This window comes from Halopseudomonas phragmitis, from assembly GCF_002056295.1.
GTDB lineage: Bacteria > Pseudomonadota > Gammaproteobacteria > Pseudomonadales > Pseudomonadaceae > Halopseudomonas > Halopseudomonas phragmitis.
Map to the genome: position 1 here is coordinate 3,993,983 of NZ_CP020100.1, position 15,806 is coordinate 4,009,788.

A 15,806-nucleotide genomic window follows, 5' to 3' on the forward strand; every position below is an offset into this window, starting at 1 on the left:
GCATAAGGTAGCAGCTCTGCAACGTCACTCAACAGGCTGAATACCTGTATATGCTGCTCACTCGATCTCGCGGCGAAACGGCGGCAGTGCATTGAGAATCGCCTTGCCATAGCGCTGGGTCACCAGCCGCCTATCCAGCAGGGTGATCACGCCGCGATCCTGCTCGGTACGCAGCAGCCGGCCACAGGCCTGCACCAGGCGCAGACAAGCATCAGGCACGGCGATCTCCATGAACGGGTTGCCGCCATTGCGCTCGATCCACTCGCTGAGCGCGGCCTCGACCGGATCATCCGGCACCGCAAAGGGAATCTTGGCGATCACCACATGTTCGCAGTAGCGCCCCGGCAGATCGACCCCTTCGGCAAAACTGGCCAGGCCGAAGATGACGCTTGGCTCGTCCTTGTCGACCCGGGCCCGATGCTGACGGATCAGTTCCTGCTTGGACAGATCGCCCTGGACCAGTACCCGGGGCCGGAACTCGGCAGGCAAACCGGCGAATACCTCGAGCATCTGCCGCCGCGAGGAGAACAGCACCAGGCTGCCCAGGGCGTCCTCGAGCATGACCGGCAACTCACGGATGATCGCCGCAGAGTGCCCACTATTGTCCCGCGGGTCAGCGCCGATATCCGGAATCCGCAACACCCCGCAGTCGGCATGCCGGAACGGGCTCGGCGCCAGGGTGCAGACCGCACTTTTCGGCAGCCCGGCACGGTGGCTGAAGCGATCGAACTTGCCCAGCGCGGTAATCGTGGCCGAGGTCACCAGCGCAGCAAAGGCGCTATGCCACAGGTATTGACGCAGAGTGTCGGCAGCCAGAATCGGGCTGACGTGCACTTCAATATCATTGGTCTCAGTCAGGGTCAGCCAGCGCGCGGTCGGCGGCTTGCCTTCAGGATCGACCAGCGCGAACTGGGTCCACAACGTCCAGTTGCCCTCGGCCCGCGCCAGCAGCGCACCAAACAGCGGATACCACTCCTCGGCCTGGGTCTGATGCACCCCGACTGTCTCGCCATCCATGGCTTCCTTGAGAATATCCACCAGCCGTTGCAGCAGATCGGTCAGTCGGCCGAAACCGGCCTTCAGCTCGCCGGCCAGTTCGCGCAGATGCTCCGGCACCTCACCGTGCTCAAAACGGTGCTGCGGACGAATCTGCCCGGAAAAGTCTTCGGCACTGGCAAAGTCCGCCACCTCGGTCAGTGCCTGCTGCATGAATTGTTGATGCGGGCGCAGATCCTTGGCCTGGGCCGGCACCTGCTCCAGCAGACGGCCAAAGTCGCCCGGCAACGGATGCTGGGCCAGCAGTTTGGTCAGGTTCTTGTCCAGTTGATCGAGCCAGTCGGCGGTAGCCGCCAGCCGGGTATGATGAGCGAAGTGAGCGATCGCCTTGTCCGGCAGATGGTGGCCTTCATCGAAGATATACAGGCAGTCACGCGGATCAGGCAGGATGGCACCACCACCCAGCGCCAGGTCGGCGAGCACCAGATCGTGGTTGGTAACGATCACATCGACCTTCTGCACGCCCTCGCGGGCCTTGTAGAACACGCACTGATTGAAGTGCCCGCAGCGGCGGTTGGTGCACTGGATATGATCAGTGGTCAGCCTGGCCCAGTCCTGATCCTCCAGGGCCTCTGGCCAGGAGTCGCGCTCGCCATCCCATTTGTTGCTGGCCAGGGCCTCGACCATGCGGGTGTAGAGCTTGAACCCGGCCTCATCGATCTCGATATTGAAACCTTCCTCAGCAAACCCCTGCTGCCGGCTGGCCAGCGCCTGGTTGTCCTGCAACAGGTGATCGAGCTTGGACAGACAGACATAGCGGCCGCGCCCCTTGGCCAGGGAAAAACGGAAATCCAGCCCGGCATTGCGCTGAATATCGGGCAGATCCTTGAGCACGATCTGCTCCTGCAACGCCACAGTAGCGGTAGAAATCACCAGCGGCTTGCCCAGATGCCTGGCAATCGGAATACCGGCCAGACAATAGGCCACGGTCTTGCCGGTTCCAGTGCCTGCCTCGACCACCGCAACTGCTGCCTCGCCGGCCCGGTGACCCTCTTCGTCCAGCTCAACCCCGCCAAACAGCTTGGCCACCTCGGCAATCATCACCCGCTGGCCGTAACGCGGCTTCAGCGACTTGTTTTCCAGGAAGGTGCGATAGGCCGTCTGGATCTGGCCTTTGAGATCATCGTTCAGCATGCGGGCTCCGAAGTGCAGCGCCGATGATAACATGGCCGGCCAGCGGTACGCGGCTCTGAACCTGCGCGACCAGCGTGCTTGTGCTAACCTGCCGACTTCATGCCCATAGCAACGCAGCGATGACCACTCCCACTACTACCCTGCTGTCGATCCTCGATCACTACCGTCCGGAACGCCTGCTGTGCGTCAGCGCCGAGCCGGTGCCGGCAGCGCTGGCCTATTGCGAGCAGCATGACGACTGCCAGCGCATCGACACCAGCGAAGTCCCGTTATCGGCCGAACTGCTCAACTGCCGCTACGATCTGGCGATCATTGCCGACCAACTCGAACGCCTGGACAAACGCCAGGGCATCGAACTGCTGGCCGGACTGCGCAACCTGTCGGTCAGCCGTTTGGCGGTACTGGTCGACATGCAGGCGGCCAGCGCCTGGCAGGACACCGACTTCTTTGGCCTGGCCCTGCAACGTCAGGCCCGCTTCGAGCAGGACGGGCGCAGCCTGACACTGTTCACCTATGATTTGGCCGAATACAAACCGGCCCCCGACTGGCTGAACTCGAAATACTGGGCCAATCCGCAGAACTTCGGCAAGTATTGGTGGTAATGATGCCCGACAGCCAACTCTGCCCCTGCGGCAGCCAGCAAAGCTATGCCGAGTGCTGTCAAAGCTGGCATCAGGGCCTGCCGGCGCCCAGCGCCGAAAAGCTTATGCGTTCGCGCTACTGCGCCTATGTGCTGGGGCTGATCGATTATCTGGTGGCCACCACCCTGCCCGCCCAACAGGCTTTTCTGGCCCGCGAGGCCATGAGTCAATGGAGTCGGGACAGCCAGTGGCTGGGGCTGGAGGTCGAACAGGTGGTAGCTGGCGATGCCCGCGGACAGGTAACCTTCATCGCGTACTGGGCCGACCCTGACGGCAGCCGCCACAGTCACCGTGAATGCTCGGATTTCGTCAACAAGGCCGGACACTGGTACTTCATCGACCCCAATCACCCGATCAAGGCCGGACGCAACGAACCTTGCCCCTGCGGGTCTGGGCGCAAGTTCAAACAGTGCTGCTGCGTCTAAAGGAATACTGATTAAATCAATTCCAGTGCAGGCCCAATTGTCGCTGACCGGGCTACTGAGCTTATGTGCAATTAATCAGTATTTCCCAAAGAAACCATCAATCCTTCAATTTCAAGTGGCTGGTATCCGGTGCGGGTGGCGGCTCGGGCTTCTGCATTTCGCCCATATCACTGCCCACCGGCGCCAGACTCAGGGCCGACAGGTCCAGCGGCAAGGGTGTGTGCGAGCTGTATTCGTCCTGCAGATCCGCGCCCAGTGGGGCAATACCAAAATCCGGGGCCTCGACATCACGAAAAGCGGCCATGAACTCATCACGCGGAGCCAGGCCGCGGCTTATCGGCTGCTCAGGCTGAATTTGTGGCTGTGGCGCGGATTCGCTGACCGATGGCGCCACATCCAGTGGCGGCTCAACCTGGCACAGGGCGCCAGCCCGTTCAATTGCCTGCTGATACTTCTGCGCGGCAGCCGCATCCAGCCCTTGCTTGATGACAATCCGGCGACCGGAAAACAGCACATCCAGTTGCGCCTCACCCACCTGAAACAGTTGACCAATTCGCTGGCGCGCCTCGACCGGAGACACCCCGGGACTGAGCCGGCCCTGAAAAATGATCTGAAATTGCGACATGATGTCACTCCGTTTCAATCAATTAGGGTTAGTATGGACATCCAACGACTGCACTACAACTTTCACTACAGCAGTCGCCATGGACCGGGAGAATGATATGCAACGCCGCGTCGTCCTTCCCATGATGGCCGCATGGGCCCTGCTTGTACTTCAGGGTTGCGCCAGCCTGGGTAGCAGCTACGAGAAGCCGGATGTGCGTCTGGCCAATGTGGAAATGCTCAGAGCCAATCTGTGGGAGCAGACCTTTCGGTTACAATTGCGGGTGGATAATCCCAGTAGCCGGCGCCTGCCAATACGCGGCATGCGCTATCAGGTCTACCTCAACGATGTACGCCTGGCTACCGGTGTCAGTGACAATCACTTCACCGTACCGGCCTACGGTTCGGAACATTTCGATCTGACCGTACGTTCGAACCTGTGGCGACACCTGGGCGACCTGACCAAGCTGGTCGATGGACGTCAGCCGATTCGCTACCGGATCGAAGGGCATATCCGCACCGGCCTGCTATTTGGCTCAACCATCAATCTGTACGAAGACGGGGTGCTGGACCCTGCCCAACTGAGTTTTTGAAGATATGTCGATGGGGTATTGGCTGGCCCTGGCGGGGCTGGTTATCGTAGTAGCGCTGGCGGTCTACGCCGGCTATCTGTGGCGCCAGGTCTGGCAACGGCAGCAACAGCGCGCCAGACTGGATCAGGAGCGTGACCAGCGTCTGGCTACAGACATCCGCTTTATTGCCGAAAGCATGGCCAACGATCAGGCGCCGATGATCGAAGGCTGCATCCGGATCAAGGTCCTGCTGGACAACTATCACGGCCCACGACGCCCCGAACTGGATGTGGAAGTATTCGAACTGGTCTACGACGCCACCGCCCACATCCCCACCCATCAGGCCTGGAAAGATCTGAGCCGGGCCGAGCGCCAACTGCACCAGCGCCATATGGACCATCTGGAGCAGCAATATGGCGCTCGCGTCGCGCTGGCAGTGAAGCAGTTGAGCCAGGGCCTCTAGCCCTTAGCGAGCGAGGGCCCTGCTTCTAAAGCGCAGGGCCGACGCGCAGCAAACCGTGACCGGCTATCAGACGACCGAGTTCCCACCATCCACCGCAATCGCCTGACCACTGACGTGACGTGAGGCTTCCGAAGCCAGGAACACCGCGGGCCCCTTGATGTCGTCTTCACCGCCAATACGTCCCAGCGGAGTGCCCTGCTTGATCATCTCACTGACCTTGTCCAGCCCCTTGGCCAGCTTGGTCGGGAAATAACCAGGGCAAATGGCGTTGACATTGATGTTGTAGGGTCCCCACTCGCCAGCCAGCGCCCGGGTCAGATTGATCGCCGCCGCCTTGCTGGTGTTGTAGGCCACTGTATGAACGCCGCTGTTCGGGCGATTACCCTTGAATCCAGCGATCGAGGCAATATTGATGATTTTGCCCGACTGACGCGGGATCATGAACCGGCGCGCGACTTCCTGTGCCATCAAGAAGCACACATCGACATTCAGGGTCATGACCTTCTGCCAGCCGTCATAGCTGTGCTCAACCGCCGGCTGGCCCCAGGTGGTACCGGCATTGTTGACCAGAATGTCGATGGTACCAAACCGGGCCTCCACCGCATCGACCAGGGTCTGGACCGGATTAGTGTCCAGCTTGCCCAGGTCACAGGCGATACCGGCAGCCTCGATACCCTTGGCATTGAGCTCGGCAACCACACTCTCGACCTCGGCACCGTTGCGCGCACTGATAAACACTTTGGCACCCTGCTCGCCAAACGCTTCGGCCATCTGCAGACCCAGGCCCTTGGTACCACCGGTGATCAACGCGACCTTGCCGGTCAGATCGAACAATTGCTTGACGTTCATGGCTATCCTCTTGTGTCTGGTGATGGTGACTGTGCCTGCATCATAGCCAGTGCTCGGCAGCAGACCGACTATCAGTCATCCGGGTGATGGGCCAACCCCGTTCGGTGTTATCATGCCGGCCCGATTCGCCACTCATGGACCAGCCATGGCCGAGCATGACTTTCGCCGCAGCGTACTCAACCCATCGCACACCCTGATCGAGTGCCGCACCCTGGCGCCGGGCCTGTATCAGGTCACCGGTCAAGGCGGTGGCGTGCAACCGGGCGACCGGCTGATTTGTACGGTTAAAGGTAGCCGAGACCTGCCGCTGCCACTGCAGGTCGACAAGATCCGCTACCTGATCAACCCACCCGGGCAGTGGACCGCAACGGCCAAGGGCCCGGATCTGCGCAATCAAATGGTGCTGGGCTGGTCGATCCAGTGCGACGAATGCGGCCGCGAACAGGCCTTCGAATTCCTCGCCGCCGAGCAAGATGGCCTGGAACAGCGCACCGCCAAAGCGGTACAGCGGATTGCCGAACTGGGCTGGCGGCCACGGGGCGACAACCACCTGTGCCCCAAGTGCGTTAGCAAGTAATCCCCTAGAACAACAGTAACTGCTCACCCAGCGGGCTATGGGCATTGTCCAGCCGCACCCCGACCCCAATCAGCCGCACTGGCCGGGCACCCCGGGCAAACGCCTGGATACAGAGATCGCGGTAGCCCTCGGGCGTTACCGGTGCACCGGCCTGTTCCAGAGTGGTTTGGGTGAAGTCGTGAAACTTGAGTTTGACGAACGGCTTGCTGACCCGGTACTGACCTTCCAACCGGCCCAACCGCTGGGCCAGCTTGTCCAGCAAGGGCGGCAAGGCGTCCAGGCAGGCCGCCAGATCCGGCAGATCCTGATCATAGGTATGCTCGACACTGACCGACTGGCGCCGGCTTTCCACCACCACAGGGCGCTCGTCGATACCGCGCGCCAGTTCCCATAACCGCTCGCCAAAGCTGCCGAATTCACGCACCAGATCAGCCTTGCGCCAGAGCTTGAGCTGGGCGCAGGTGTCCACGCCCAGATTGTTGAGACGCTGGGCAGTGACGCGCCCCACCCCATGCAGGCGCTCCACCGGCAACGCTGCGACAAAGGCTTCCAGCTCATCCGGCAAAACGACCTTGAGCCCGTCGGGCTTGTTCCAGTCGCTGGCGATCTTGGCCAGGAACTTGTTTGGCGCCACGCCGGCAGACACGGTAATGCCCTGGCTGTCACGTACCCGCTGGCGGATTTCTTGCGCCATCAGCGTTGCACTGCCCTTGCAGACCTGACTGTCGCTCACATCCAGATAGGCCTCATCCAGCGACAAGGGCTGAATCAACGTGGTGTAATCAGCGAAGATCGCCTGGACCGCCGCCGACACCTCGCGGTAGACCGCCATCCGCGGCGGTACGATCAACAGGTCAGGGCAGAGTTTTTTGGCATAGGCCGAGGCCATTGCCGAACGGACCCCGTAGGCCCGGGCTTCGTAGTTGCAGGTAGCGATCACCCCACGCTTGCCTGGATCACCACCAACCGCCAGTGGCCGGCCGCGCAGGCGCGGGTCATCACGCATTTCGATGGCCGCGTAGAAGCAGTCACAATCAACATGGACGATTTTTCTTTGCCTGGTATGCCCTTGATTTTTAACAGGCAATTCATCACCAATAGCCATCAATACCCGCCGTGATACCCGCTTTTTTCTCGACTGCAATTCTTAATACTTAGAGCGCACTTTTGCCGACCCTTCGCCTAGCCTTCCGCCGCATTTCCTCCAGCTCTTTCGACCGATTCACAACGTGCCTCTGATACCCCGGCGCACCCACCTGCATCCTCCCAGACACATAGTCACGGGCATGCGCCTGGTACTGGGCCTTGATGATCCCCTGTGCAGGCTCCAGCCCTCGGGCATAGATCAGCAACTTGATGGCGATGCTGGCCAGCTTCACCGGGTCATCCGCCCCCGTATCCATAGACCCGGTTTCGGTCTTTGCCAGGATGCTGCATTTCAGACTCAGTTCATTGCGCATAATCACACCTAAAAATGCTGTATATAAATACAGCATAGCGCACAAACCCTCACAGCGCCTACCATCCCGGCAGGTTGCACTTGACCACCGACACTACGCCAACAACCCAGAAGCCGCACCGCCTGACAAGCGGCGAACGATAGCCGCTTTTGATGAAGCTCTAACCGGCATTCTCACCATCGATTAACCAATGCCATTGGTGGCAGGTTGGCGCTATTGTAGGGACAACAGGAAAATTCAAAAAACCCGACAGACGGTAAACAAAATAAATGAAAATTGTGCTAGGCAATCTTGCTTGCTCTGCGCTATTGTCTTCCTAAACCCAATATATATGCACGGGTTATCAATCAGGCACGACATATGGGAGACTGCCTATCAAGACAAGCGGCTGCAAGCAGCTCACAGCGCCCCAAAAGGGCATTAACATCGATCTTTTCGGCGGAACAGGAGGCTTTATGAAAAAACTTTGAGAACAAGAGTGTACGGTAGGGCTCTGGCAAGCTTACTACCGCACACACTTAAAATGCCGGCTCAGCCGACTGATAACATGGATGAGTGTGAACAACTGGTACCATCATTGTCAACACTCAGGCTCGGACCGGATCAATCTACCTTCAAACAGAAGGAGCGCCAACATGGCCATCTTCATTGAAGTGTTGAGAGTGATCCAGCTGCTGCTGGAAATCTACATCACTACCATGTAATACCCCAGCCCGCCACCCGGCGGGCTTTCTCATTCACCCACCACACCTCTCACCCATTCCTGCAAAGCCCCCAACCTTACCCGACACTCATCCGCCCGCCCCGTCACTCCGACAACACCTGCAGCAACTGCTGGGTGTAGGTCTGCTCGGGCTCCGGCACCATCATCCATGCCGGGGGCGCCGGCGGCGGGGGGCACTCCACCGGGACATATTGCACCTGCGGCGCGGACTGACAGCCGCTGACGAGCAGCAGCGAGATCAGCAACAAGCTCAGCATTGATAGACGTGACATCGGTGTACTCCTTGAAATAGTGCTCATCGATGAGCCTGCGCTGCCGCTCCAGCTCAGCTCGTTTTTCCTGCTCAAGCTGCACCTGGCCGGCAGCAACGCGCGCAATCTCTGCCAATGTGTCGCTATGCACGGCATCAACTCTGCTCAGCCGCGCCGACCAGCGATTGTCCTGCCAGTACCAAGCAGCTATGCCACCAACAATCAGGCCGAGCAGAACTGCCGCTGCAATCGCTATCACATGGAGTCGAGTAATCATGCTGCCGCTCTCCTGAACTGCGGCTGCAGCCCCCGGTCCAGCTTCGCCTGAACCTTTGCTGCCGCCTCTGCCTTCGTAATCACCCCATCACGGTTGATATCCAACCCAGCGTTCTGGCGATAAGTCGTAGGCCGGCTAGTCGAGTCCCATAGCGCCCAGTCCAGTGCCCTGCCTATACCCGCCGGCCATAGGATGGCCATGTAAGTGTCAGCAAGCGACTTGAGGCGACCGCGATAGGGCAAGAAATAGCGGTATACGTAGTCCAGCTGCTGTTCCGGCGTCATCCGCGCAAGCTCATCAGTCGTCGTACCCAGGCCCCGAGCGGTCGCCGGCATAAACTGGATCAACCCAGTCGCGCCACTACCAGCCCCATTGCGCACAGACGGGCTGAACGTCTCGCCGGTCTCCCACGCAATGCATGCCATAAGCCAATCAGCACCATCGGCAGGCATACCCAGGCTGGCAGCAATCCAGATCACGCGATCACAGAATGCCTGTGACACCTTTGCCGACCACGCGATAGAAAGCGCAACACGTGCTGGCTTACTCGGCACCTTCGCGTCACTACGCAAAGTCGCAGCGCCCAGTGCCGCCTCCCAAGCCGCCTGACTCATCGGCCCCCACTGGCCATCGATCAGGCCTTCATAAAAACCACCGCCCTGCAGATCTCGCTGCAGGCGCTCAATCAGTGCTCTCATATTTTCTCCAGGCACAAAAAAACCCGCACACAGCGGGTTATGGGACATAGTTCAATTTTGTTTCAGGCTAGCTATGGCATTATTTGGAAGTCAGCACGAGCGCATCGGGCTGACATCCATGTGATAGGATTACCGGCTCCAGCAGTGCCGGTTTTTTTACTCCCGCAACTCTAAGTCCGTCCGCCGTAGTACCCCTGCACCGTGCGTACACACCCATTCTCAATGTAGAAATAGGCCGAGATCCCACTCGACCAGTGATAGGCGTACTGGGTGCCATTGATACGAGTTGGTGCACCCCAGGATTTCACAGCATCCTCCCTCGGCATGCCCGGCACAACCTGGCGGCGGATTCTGAGCGTTCTCAGATCTCCACTGGAAAACTCCTTGCACGGAGCATTTGCTCTCGCTTCGGCCAGATCCTGCTCAAGCCGGTCAAGGCGTTGCAACGCCTGGCGACGCTCCTGTGCTGCCCGCTCTTCGTAATAGCCCGGCGACGGCCCAAGCGTGCCGCCTATTTCGTTCCGGTGAATCAACAGCTCTTCTGCGCCTGTAGCCGCACAAGGGGTTTGAGAGAATACCGTCTCCCCATTCGGGCCCGGGCACCTATAAACCGTGGTGCTCTGAGCCATGGCTTGAGTAGCAACAACGAGCAATGCTGCAGAAGCGAGAAACCGATACACGGGCAATCCTCCCTGAATCAAATGGCCATCATCCATGACCAATGATACTACACCTCAACATCATACTGAGGCAGGCTGGGCACCGACCCCACTACGCGGCCATCCACTACCAATGCCTTGAGCCCTTGGCCGACGCTGGTGCCTTTTGCGCTGATCTGGTTGCCGTTGCGCAGGGTGATGATGCTGGTACCGGTTTGCAAGCTGACGCTGGCTACTGTGCCAACGGCCCGACTGCCGCCGGGTAGCAGGCCGATGAAGCGCTTCCATGGGTTGACTGTCGACATTACGCGCCCTCCCTGTGGTGACGCTCCAGGCGCAGGGTCTGCGTCACCCTGGCCGCTCCTACGCCCTGCGCATCAATGCTGGTGGCCAGGCACAGGCCGCGCCAGGTCTCATCAATATCACGCACCTCGCACAGCATGGCGGGCTCGACAAGGCCAGGCGCGGTGGTCGACGGGAACAGCGGCAGGTTCAAAGTGACGATCTCCTGGTTACCACCCTTGCACAGTTCCGCGATGCCCCGCGCTCGACCGGCCTGCTCGCCGGTCATCCAGTCGTCGTACACATCCGGGGTTGGGTTATCCCCGGCGGTGCCGGCCCGGCGCACCATGATGCCGATGCCATGGTTTGTGCCGCTGACGTAGCAGCTATTCCACTCCGGCTGCGGCTGCCATTCGCTGCCCCAGTCGGTCACCATCGCTGCAGGAATGATCTTGTCCATGATCGCGCTGGACCACTGCCAGACTGGCTCGCGGTAACGCGGCAGCACGGTCAGCTCACGAGCATTCAGTGCAGGCCGCACAACCCCGCCAGCGGTTTCTGCCAACTTTGCGATGACCTCCATCGGCGTCAGCTCGCTGTAGCTGAACGCTCCCGGGGGCATGGTCCAGTCTGGCGGGCCTGCCACCCAGGTATCCCAGTTGACTGTAAAGTCGGTGTACTCGAGTTCAAACACAGCGGCCTGCTCGGCATTGACCGGTGCTGTGTTGGTCTGGCTGCGGGCCGGGGCGTACGGCTTGGCAAGCAGCTGGGTGAGGCTGACGCCGGTCACCGTGTAGCGCTCATCTGCCAGCTTTCCGGTACCGGTGTAGCGCTCAATGATGAACGACCAGGTATGTCCGTTGATCGCCAGTTCAACTTCTTTCGGGCCAGCGGCATCAGGCCGGACCAGGTTCAGCGATGTCCGGCCGACAAGTTGCGCCTGCAGGGTCCAGGCAAAGGAGTCGATATCTCGCTCAACCCGGATGCTGCTGGCCGCTAACGGGGCCCGGCCGGGTAGCACCACCAGGCTCACGCTGTTGGCAATCATGTAGGTCTCCAGAATGTCCGGCTCGGCCGGCGGCGGAACGATGATCGTGATCGGCCCTTCGTAGTCGGGGTATTCAATGCCGGTCGGCACCGGGTCCAGCGGCCTCGCCCGCCCCCACAGCAAAGCCATGGGCAGGTTCAGCCGCCGGGCTGGCCGGAAATTGACAACTGCCCCGCTGTCGACCGGCTGGATCACCCGTGGTGCCGGCGCATAGCGGAAGTCAAAAAACACAACCGGTGCATTACTCGGCGTGTAACGCTGGCCGCTGAAGGTGAACGCCAGCGGGCTACCGGGCACATACAGGCTACGGTCGCGCTCCAGCTCGGCATCAAACCTGGGGCCGTGCTCGTCAGATCGCTGGAAGCGCGGCGCGGTGCTGGAGTCCGCCCGGGCCGGCATGGGGTTGTAGCGGATCTGGATATGCAAATCCCGGCGCTGAATGCTGCGATCCCAGCCCGGCGTCAGGAACAAGTCCTTGACCGGCACCACATCAAAGGGGCTGGCCGCACACCGGTCTACGCTCAGCGCTCTGGTCCACCGGGCTCGCAAATGAACATCAAGACCGGCCAGGCCATCCCAGCCCGCCAGCATGCTGGCATCAAGCGCATGCCCTTTCCCCCAGTCAAGCGACGGCGAAACCTCAGCAGGCTGCAGCGTCCCCCAGGGCATACCCGCATCGCGGGCGCTGACAGGCCTGGCGCGGGACCAGCCGGCGCCAATTTCAGTTGCAAGCATCAGATCATCTCGACAGGTACAGGACCATGGGCCAGTGGCCGGTAATAGCGAACAGCGACGGCACGAGCAGTGCCGAGCTCACGCGGAGCGTTGTCGCCCTCGATGGGCCACCACTCTGGTTCAGTGGCTGGGAGCTGGCCGGCCTGGGTGATCTCGTAAAGCCACCCACGAAACTGGCTTGGGCGAATGCGCTGGCCAACCAGTACCGCCAAGGCCGAGGTAAAAGCCACCCCATAGTCATCAATGGCAACAGCATAGATAGGGCCACCAAGGGTTCGCAGCTGCAGCTCCCCGCCCCCGGAAATCTCAGTATGCCCGCCAACTCGCCACTCACCATCGCCCTGGCGCTCCAAGGCAACCACAGTCCGAGTAGCGGCAAAGCCATCAACCCGAACAATAGCCTCAACCGAGGCCGGATCCCCGGAAGGCCCGCCGCCCTCGCCAGCGCTGATGTTAAACAGAACAACTCCGCTCTCACTAAAGCTCATGTAAGCTGCGCGCGTCCGGCGCGGTACTTCATCATCCAGCCCAGTAACCAGCCACTCTCCCTGAGCCAGCATTTCTGCCAAGCTGACGGAGAGAGTTTGAGAGAACTCACCATCCTCTGCCAAAAAGGCAAGCTCCAACTTACCAACCGTATCCCAACTCCGGTAAATGCGAACCAGCTTTGGGTTTTCGGTTACCTCCCCGTCGCGCAGCATCCGGAATTGCAGCTGGATCTTGGGCGGGGTTTCATACGATGGAATATCGGCCTGGTAAGGGTACTGAATTTGAGTGCTCATCCCAATGATTCCCAAAATGCTGGGTTTGTTGTCAGCAACATGGCTCTTGAGTTATTCCCACTCCCCGAGGCCACGACATACTCATACTCATCCCCCAGGCTTATCGGAGTATTAAAGTTTCGAGTGGTAAGAGGCTCTCCAAACCCCAGCATCTGAGCGGCAACAGATTTGGACATAAGAGCAATCCTGAAGTCCGTGCATACCCCCCTAAAATCGCCATACACGCCATTACACCCCCAAGATAAAGGCTGAAGATGGCAGTTCTCGAGTACAAAAAAACCCTCAACCGGATTTGTAACCGAAACAACAGCAAGTCCAGGCGTCCTCACAGAAATACTGGCCGAATCTACAAGCAGCCCAGTGTCAGGATAACGCAGCGCAGTAAATCCGCTGAAATCAAATTTTGCGGCGCCTGCCGAAGTACCTGTTCCTGTCGTCATATCATGACCGCATGCTATGAACTGGCCGAGGCTGTCCTCGCCAACATAAAGGGTTGAACAGCTCGCAGAATACCCACCAGTCGCCAACCCGAGCTCAGCAGGTGACGTAATGGAGATCGATGCAATAGATATAATAAAGGTCCGAGAGTCAGCCACTAAAGCCCAAGAGCAAGCCTCTGCGGCCCTTGCAAAGTAGGCAAAATTAAATTTATGAGGCGGCGAGTTGCCCGCAGCGGTACCTGATTTAACACCACTCCCTTGCGGCACCCCACCCGACATCCCCGAATAGCTATATAACAAATAAACAGTTGCCAATGACGCCTGGGTGGCTTCCTGAACTAGAGCGAAATAGCCACTTTGCGAACCATTCCTGAAAACAACAAAATCGCTACCCTCGTCCTCCAGAGTCCAGCCAGCCGCAGGGCGGCCAGAATACCCATCAATCAGGCACGCCTTGAGAATAAGCGTTAACGCTGCCCAGTCTGCAACCCGGTTATTAGCGTAAGAGATCGAAGGTGCCCCGGCCTGGTCTCGGTGATATAGCCTTGGCGTACTCATCAGTCAGCATCCCCCCTGATCTGCAACTTGAACTTGTCATCATCTACCGTGCCTTGCCCGCTGATCACAGTGCGCACAATCCAGACCGGCCCCAGGCAGGCGTCCGTGTTGAACCGCACTGCATTGCCTGCCGCCCAACCAGAGCCCCAGCCCTGGGCGCGGATGGTAAAGTACGGCACCCCGGTTGCCGGGTTAATCGGCGCGCAATCGGTCGAGGTGTTGCCGGTGCTGATCACCCCCAGCTTTTCCTCAACCACGTTGAATGACGTGGCCGAGGTAAACACCAGCGCCCACTTGCCAGCGATAGCGCCTTTGTTGGTGATGATCACCGGGTAGTTCAGTAGGTTGTAGTTGGCCGTTGTGCTATTGCCTATCGGGCTGTCACCCCAGTTCGGCGCGCCCTGATTCCAGGTAGCCTGGGTGAACCAACTGAATACCCTGGCCTGCAGGTCGCCCCAGGTCACCGCGCTACTGACCTTGGTTTCGCCCACGGGTAAATCCCAGGGCATGGGTGAGCCAATACCGAGCGCCCCGGTAATCTGCACCTCAGTACACACGGTCATGTGCTCTACGCGGTCACGGATGAACAGCGGCAACGACAGAGGGTTGCCTTCGCTGTCTTCAACCAGCAACGGGTTTGCCCAGGTCAACGTGCCGAGCTCGCGGTCAACGCTGTACTGGTCTGGGTCCATGAGCACACCGAAGCTGTCGGCCACCTCTATCGCGGCCTGATGGTCTCGATCAAGCTGCACGGTATCCCCGGCAACCGGGGTAACCTCGGTTGCCGCTGTGTGGTGGATCACCAGCACATCGCCCTCACGATAGATCGGCACACGCCCGTCAGCCGGCAAGCGCACCGGGTCCAGACCCAGCAAGTCGGCAGACATGGGCAGGCTGGTCTGCACTACCGTGTTGTAGGTCAACATGGCCGCAATAACCGGCACGCTGGCGGCACCAGTTACATCATCCGGATCTGTCGTGAAGCGCAAACGCACAATGCCCGCATTGATATCCACGTTGCCGTTAATGATGCCGCCGGCAATGTTGCCGTTGAGGTCCGCCGATGCGGTCACAATAGCCGAGGTATCCGCCCGTACCGCCGTAACCTGCACGCTGGCTGGCCGCAGCGGCGCGCCCGGTGTACGAAACACAGCCTCAGTGGTGCTGAATCCCGCACTGGTGGTCAAGCAGGCCAGGCGCGTAACAGCCCCCGACTGGCCGGCCGGGTAGGTTGTCAGCGTGGCGATACGGCTGGCGTAATCAACCGTACCCACAGCAACCCCGGCATTGGTTGAGGTGCTGATGCCACGGAACAGCACCCCGGCCCGGTCGGTATAGGTCTCACCAGCCCACTGAAAAATCAGGCTGCCCGGCACAATGGGGTTTGCTACGCCCGGCAGCAGCTCAATCTCAAGCGGCGGCGCAACGACAGAGTCAGCTTGCTGATCGTAAACAGCACCCGCCGCCTGCGCTCGGATCATCAACGTGCCGCCGAACACCTCCTGCCGGGGCACTGTGGTCGTTACTGTGCGCGGGCGACTTTCATAGCGTTTGCCTGCAACTATTCCCATG

The 15,806-nt window shown here is 59.9% G+C and carries 18 protein-coding genes; 5 read left to right on the forward strand and 13 right to left on the reverse strand.

Translation table 11 applies throughout. The features are described 5' to 3' along the window. Positions 1–57 precede the first annotated feature (57 nt). Positions 58–2,190 carry an ATP-dependent DNA helicase DinG gene (dinG, locus tag BVH74_RS18455; protein ID WP_080051520.1) on the reverse strand — a complete coding sequence of 711 codons (2,133 nt, stop codon included), beginning with the start codon at positions 2,188–2,190 and terminating at the stop codon, positions 58–60. Between the two features lie 119 nt (positions 2,191–2,309). On the opposite strand from dinG, the gene BVH74_RS18460 reads away from it, so the two are divergent. Together BVH74_RS18460 and BVH74_RS18465 are read left to right on the forward strand one after the other, a co-directional pair. Next, positions 2,310–2,792: a DUF6231 family protein gene (locus BVH74_RS18460; protein ID WP_080051521.1), complete on the forward strand. Its 483-nt coding sequence runs from the start codon at positions 2,310–2,312 to the stop codon at positions 2,790–2,792. A gap of 2 nt (positions 2,793–2,794) precedes the next feature. Further along, positions 2,795–3,256, forward strand: a complete 462-nt coding sequence (locus BVH74_RS18465; protein ID WP_155121744.1) for a YchJ family protein — start codon at positions 2,795–2,797, stop codon at positions 3,254–3,256. Between the two features lie 97 nt (positions 3,257–3,353). Here BVH74_RS18465 and BVH74_RS18470 read toward each other — a convergent pair whose 3' ends face one another. Beyond that, positions 3,354–3,881 carry a hypothetical protein gene (locus BVH74_RS18470; RefSeq protein ID WP_080051523.1) on the reverse strand — a complete coding sequence of 176 codons (528 nt, stop codon included), beginning with the start codon at positions 3,879–3,881 and terminating at the stop codon, positions 3,354–3,356. Positions 3,882–3,978: 97 nt separating this feature from the next. Here BVH74_RS18470 and BVH74_RS18475 point away from each other — a divergent pair, with 97 nt between their 5' ends. Together BVH74_RS18475 and BVH74_RS18480 are read left to right on the forward strand one after the other, a co-directional pair. Continuing rightward, a complete protein-coding gene (locus BVH74_RS18475) occupies positions 3,979–4,452 on the forward strand; it encodes an LEA/WHy family protein (protein ID WP_177344558.1) in 474 nt (157 codons plus the stop codon). Positions 4,453–4,462: 10 nt separating this feature from the next. Then, the gene (locus tag BVH74_RS18480) at positions 4,463–4,894 is read left to right on the forward strand and encodes a DUF2489 domain-containing protein (RefSeq protein ID WP_165443786.1); all 432 of its coding nucleotides are present in this window, start codon (positions 4,463–4,465) and stop codon (positions 4,892–4,894) included. Between the two features lie 66 nt (positions 4,895–4,960). Here the strand turns inward: BVH74_RS18480 and BVH74_RS18485 are convergent, their stop codons facing one another. Next, positions 4,961–5,743, reverse strand: coding sequence for an SDR family oxidoreductase (locus tag BVH74_RS18485; RefSeq protein ID WP_080051526.1), 783 nt, complete (start codon positions 5,741–5,743; stop codon positions 4,961–4,963). A gap of 145 nt (positions 5,744–5,888) precedes the next feature. Between BVH74_RS18485 and BVH74_RS18490 the strand changes: the two genes are divergently transcribed. Then, positions 5,889–6,320 (forward strand): PDZ domain-containing protein, encoded by a 432-nt coding sequence (locus BVH74_RS18490; RefSeq protein WP_080051527.1) that lies wholly within the window; start codon positions 5,889–5,891, stop codon positions 6,318–6,320. Positions 6,321–6,324: 4 nt separating this feature from the next. Here BVH74_RS18490 and dinB read toward each other — a convergent pair whose 3' ends face one another. From dinB to BVH74_RS18890, 10 genes are all read right to left on the reverse strand, one after another. Continuing rightward, positions 6,325–7,425 (reverse strand): DNA polymerase IV, encoded by a 1,101-nt coding sequence (dinB, locus tag BVH74_RS18495; RefSeq protein ID WP_080051528.1) that lies wholly within the window; start codon positions 7,423–7,425, stop codon positions 6,325–6,327. A 49-nt stretch (positions 7,426–7,474) separates the two neighbouring features. Continuing rightward, a complete protein-coding gene (locus BVH74_RS18500; RefSeq protein ID WP_080051529.1) occupies positions 7,475–7,780 on the reverse strand; it encodes a hypothetical protein in 306 nt (101 codons plus the stop codon). Positions 7,781–8,513: 733 nt separating this feature from the next. Next, a complete protein-coding gene (locus BVH74_RS18505) occupies positions 8,514–9,032 on the reverse strand; it encodes a lysis system i-spanin subunit Rz (RefSeq protein WP_080051530.1) in 519 nt (172 codons plus the stop codon). Beyond that, on the reverse strand, positions 9,029–9,730 hold the full coding sequence (locus BVH74_RS18510; RefSeq protein ID WP_218189156.1) for a lysozyme family protein: 702 nt from the start codon (positions 9,728–9,730) through the stop codon (positions 9,029–9,031). The genes BVH74_RS18505 and BVH74_RS18510 overlap by 4 nt, the downstream gene beginning before the upstream one ends. 170 nt (positions 9,731–9,900) lie before the next feature. Continuing rightward, entirely contained in the window at positions 9,901–10,446 is a 546-nt protein-coding gene (locus BVH74_RS18515; RefSeq protein WP_080051531.1) for a DUF4124 domain-containing protein, read from the reverse strand. 11 nt (positions 10,447–10,457) lie between these two features. Further along, positions 10,458–10,694: a hypothetical protein gene (locus BVH74_RS18520; RefSeq protein ID WP_080051532.1), complete on the reverse strand. Its 237-nt coding sequence runs from the start codon at positions 10,692–10,694 to the stop codon at positions 10,458–10,460. Next, complete coding sequence (locus BVH74_RS18525; protein WP_080051533.1) at positions 10,694–12,454, reverse strand: hypothetical protein; 1,761 nt, start codon at positions 12,452–12,454, stop codon at positions 10,694–10,696. Before BVH74_RS18525 ends, BVH74_RS18520 begins: the two co-directional genes overlap by 1 nt. Then, complete coding sequence (locus BVH74_RS18845) at positions 12,454–12,942, reverse strand: hypothetical protein (protein ID WP_155121745.1); 489 nt, start codon at positions 12,940–12,942, stop codon at positions 12,454–12,456. Before BVH74_RS18845 ends, BVH74_RS18525 begins: the two co-directional genes overlap by 1 nt. 290 nt (positions 12,943–13,232) lie before the next feature. Then, positions 13,233–14,234: a hypothetical protein gene (locus tag BVH74_RS18850; RefSeq protein WP_155121746.1), complete on the reverse strand. Its 1,002-nt coding sequence runs from the start codon at positions 14,232–14,234 to the stop codon at positions 13,233–13,235. Continuing rightward, complete coding sequence (locus BVH74_RS18890) at positions 14,234–15,805, reverse strand: hypothetical protein (RefSeq protein WP_177344559.1); 1,572 nt, start codon at positions 15,803–15,805, stop codon at positions 14,234–14,236. Before BVH74_RS18890 ends, BVH74_RS18850 begins: the two co-directional genes overlap by 1 nt. Between the last annotated feature and the right edge of the window lies 1 nt (position 15,806).

What these genes read in the sequence shown, in the direction of transcription:
- BVH74_RS18490 (WP_080051527.1), top strand. Translation starts at nt 5,889, where the DNA reads ATGGCCGAGCATGACTTTCGCCGCAGCGTACTCAACCCATCGCACACC.
- BVH74_RS18515 (WP_080051531.1), bottom strand. Translation starts at nt 10,446, where the DNA reads ATGGATGATGGCCATTTGATTCAGGGAGGATTGCCCGTGTATCGGTTT.
- BVH74_RS18470 (WP_080051523.1), bottom strand. Translation starts at nt 3,881, where the DNA reads ATGTCGCAATTTCAGATCATTTTTCAGGGCCGGCTCAGTCCCGGGGTG.
- BVH74_RS18475 (WP_177344558.1), top strand. Translation starts at nt 3,979, where the DNA reads ATGCAACGCCGCGTCGTCCTTCCCATGATGGCCGCATGGGCCCTGCTT.
- BVH74_RS18845 (WP_155121745.1), bottom strand. Translation starts at nt 12,942, where the DNA reads ATGAGCTTTAGTGAGAGCGGAGTTGTTCTGTTTAACATCAGCGCTGGC.
- BVH74_RS18460 (WP_080051521.1), top strand. Translation starts at nt 2,310, where the DNA reads ATGACCACTCCCACTACTACCCTGCTGTCGATCCTCGATCACTACCGT.
- BVH74_RS18510 (WP_218189156.1), bottom strand. Translation starts at nt 9,730, where the DNA reads ATGAGAGCACTGATTGAGCGCCTGCAGCGAGATCTGCAGGGCGGTGGT.
- BVH74_RS18465 (WP_155121744.1), top strand. Translation starts at nt 2,795, where the DNA reads ATGCCCGACAGCCAACTCTGCCCCTGCGGCAGCCAGCAAAGCTATGCC.
- BVH74_RS18485 (WP_080051526.1), bottom strand. Translation starts at nt 5,743, where the DNA reads ATGAACGTCAAGCAATTGTTCGATCTGACCGGCAAGGTCGCGTTGATC.
- BVH74_RS18480 (WP_165443786.1), top strand. Translation starts at nt 4,463, where the DNA reads ATGGGGTATTGGCTGGCCCTGGCGGGGCTGGTTATCGTAGTAGCGCTG.
- BVH74_RS18525 (WP_080051533.1), bottom strand. Translation starts at nt 12,454, where the DNA reads ATGCTTGCAACTGAAATTGGCGCCGGCTGGTCCCGCGCCAGGCCTGTC.
- BVH74_RS18850 (WP_155121746.1), bottom strand. Translation starts at nt 14,234, where the DNA reads ATGAGTACGCCAAGGCTATATCACCGAGACCAGGCCGGGGCACCTTCG.
- BVH74_RS18520 (WP_080051532.1), bottom strand. Translation starts at nt 10,694, where the DNA reads ATGTCGACAGTCAACCCATGGAAGCGCTTCATCGGCCTGCTACCCGGC.
- BVH74_RS18505 (WP_080051530.1), bottom strand. Translation starts at nt 9,032, where the DNA reads ATGATTACTCGACTCCATGTGATAGCGATTGCAGCGGCAGTTCTGCTC.
- dinB (WP_080051528.1), bottom strand. Translation starts at nt 7,425, where the DNA reads ATGGCTATTGGTGATGAATTGCCTGTTAAAAATCAAGGGCATACCAGG.
- BVH74_RS18500 (WP_080051529.1), bottom strand. Translation starts at nt 7,780, where the DNA reads ATGCGCAATGAACTGAGTCTGAAATGCAGCATCCTGGCAAAGACCGAA.
- dinG (WP_080051520.1), bottom strand. Translation starts at nt 2,190, where the DNA reads ATGCTGAACGATGATCTCAAAGGCCAGATCCAGACGGCCTATCGCACC.
- BVH74_RS18890 (WP_177344559.1), bottom strand. Translation starts at nt 15,805, where the DNA reads ATGGGAATAGTTGCAGGCAAACGCTATGAAAGTCGCCCGCGCACAGTA.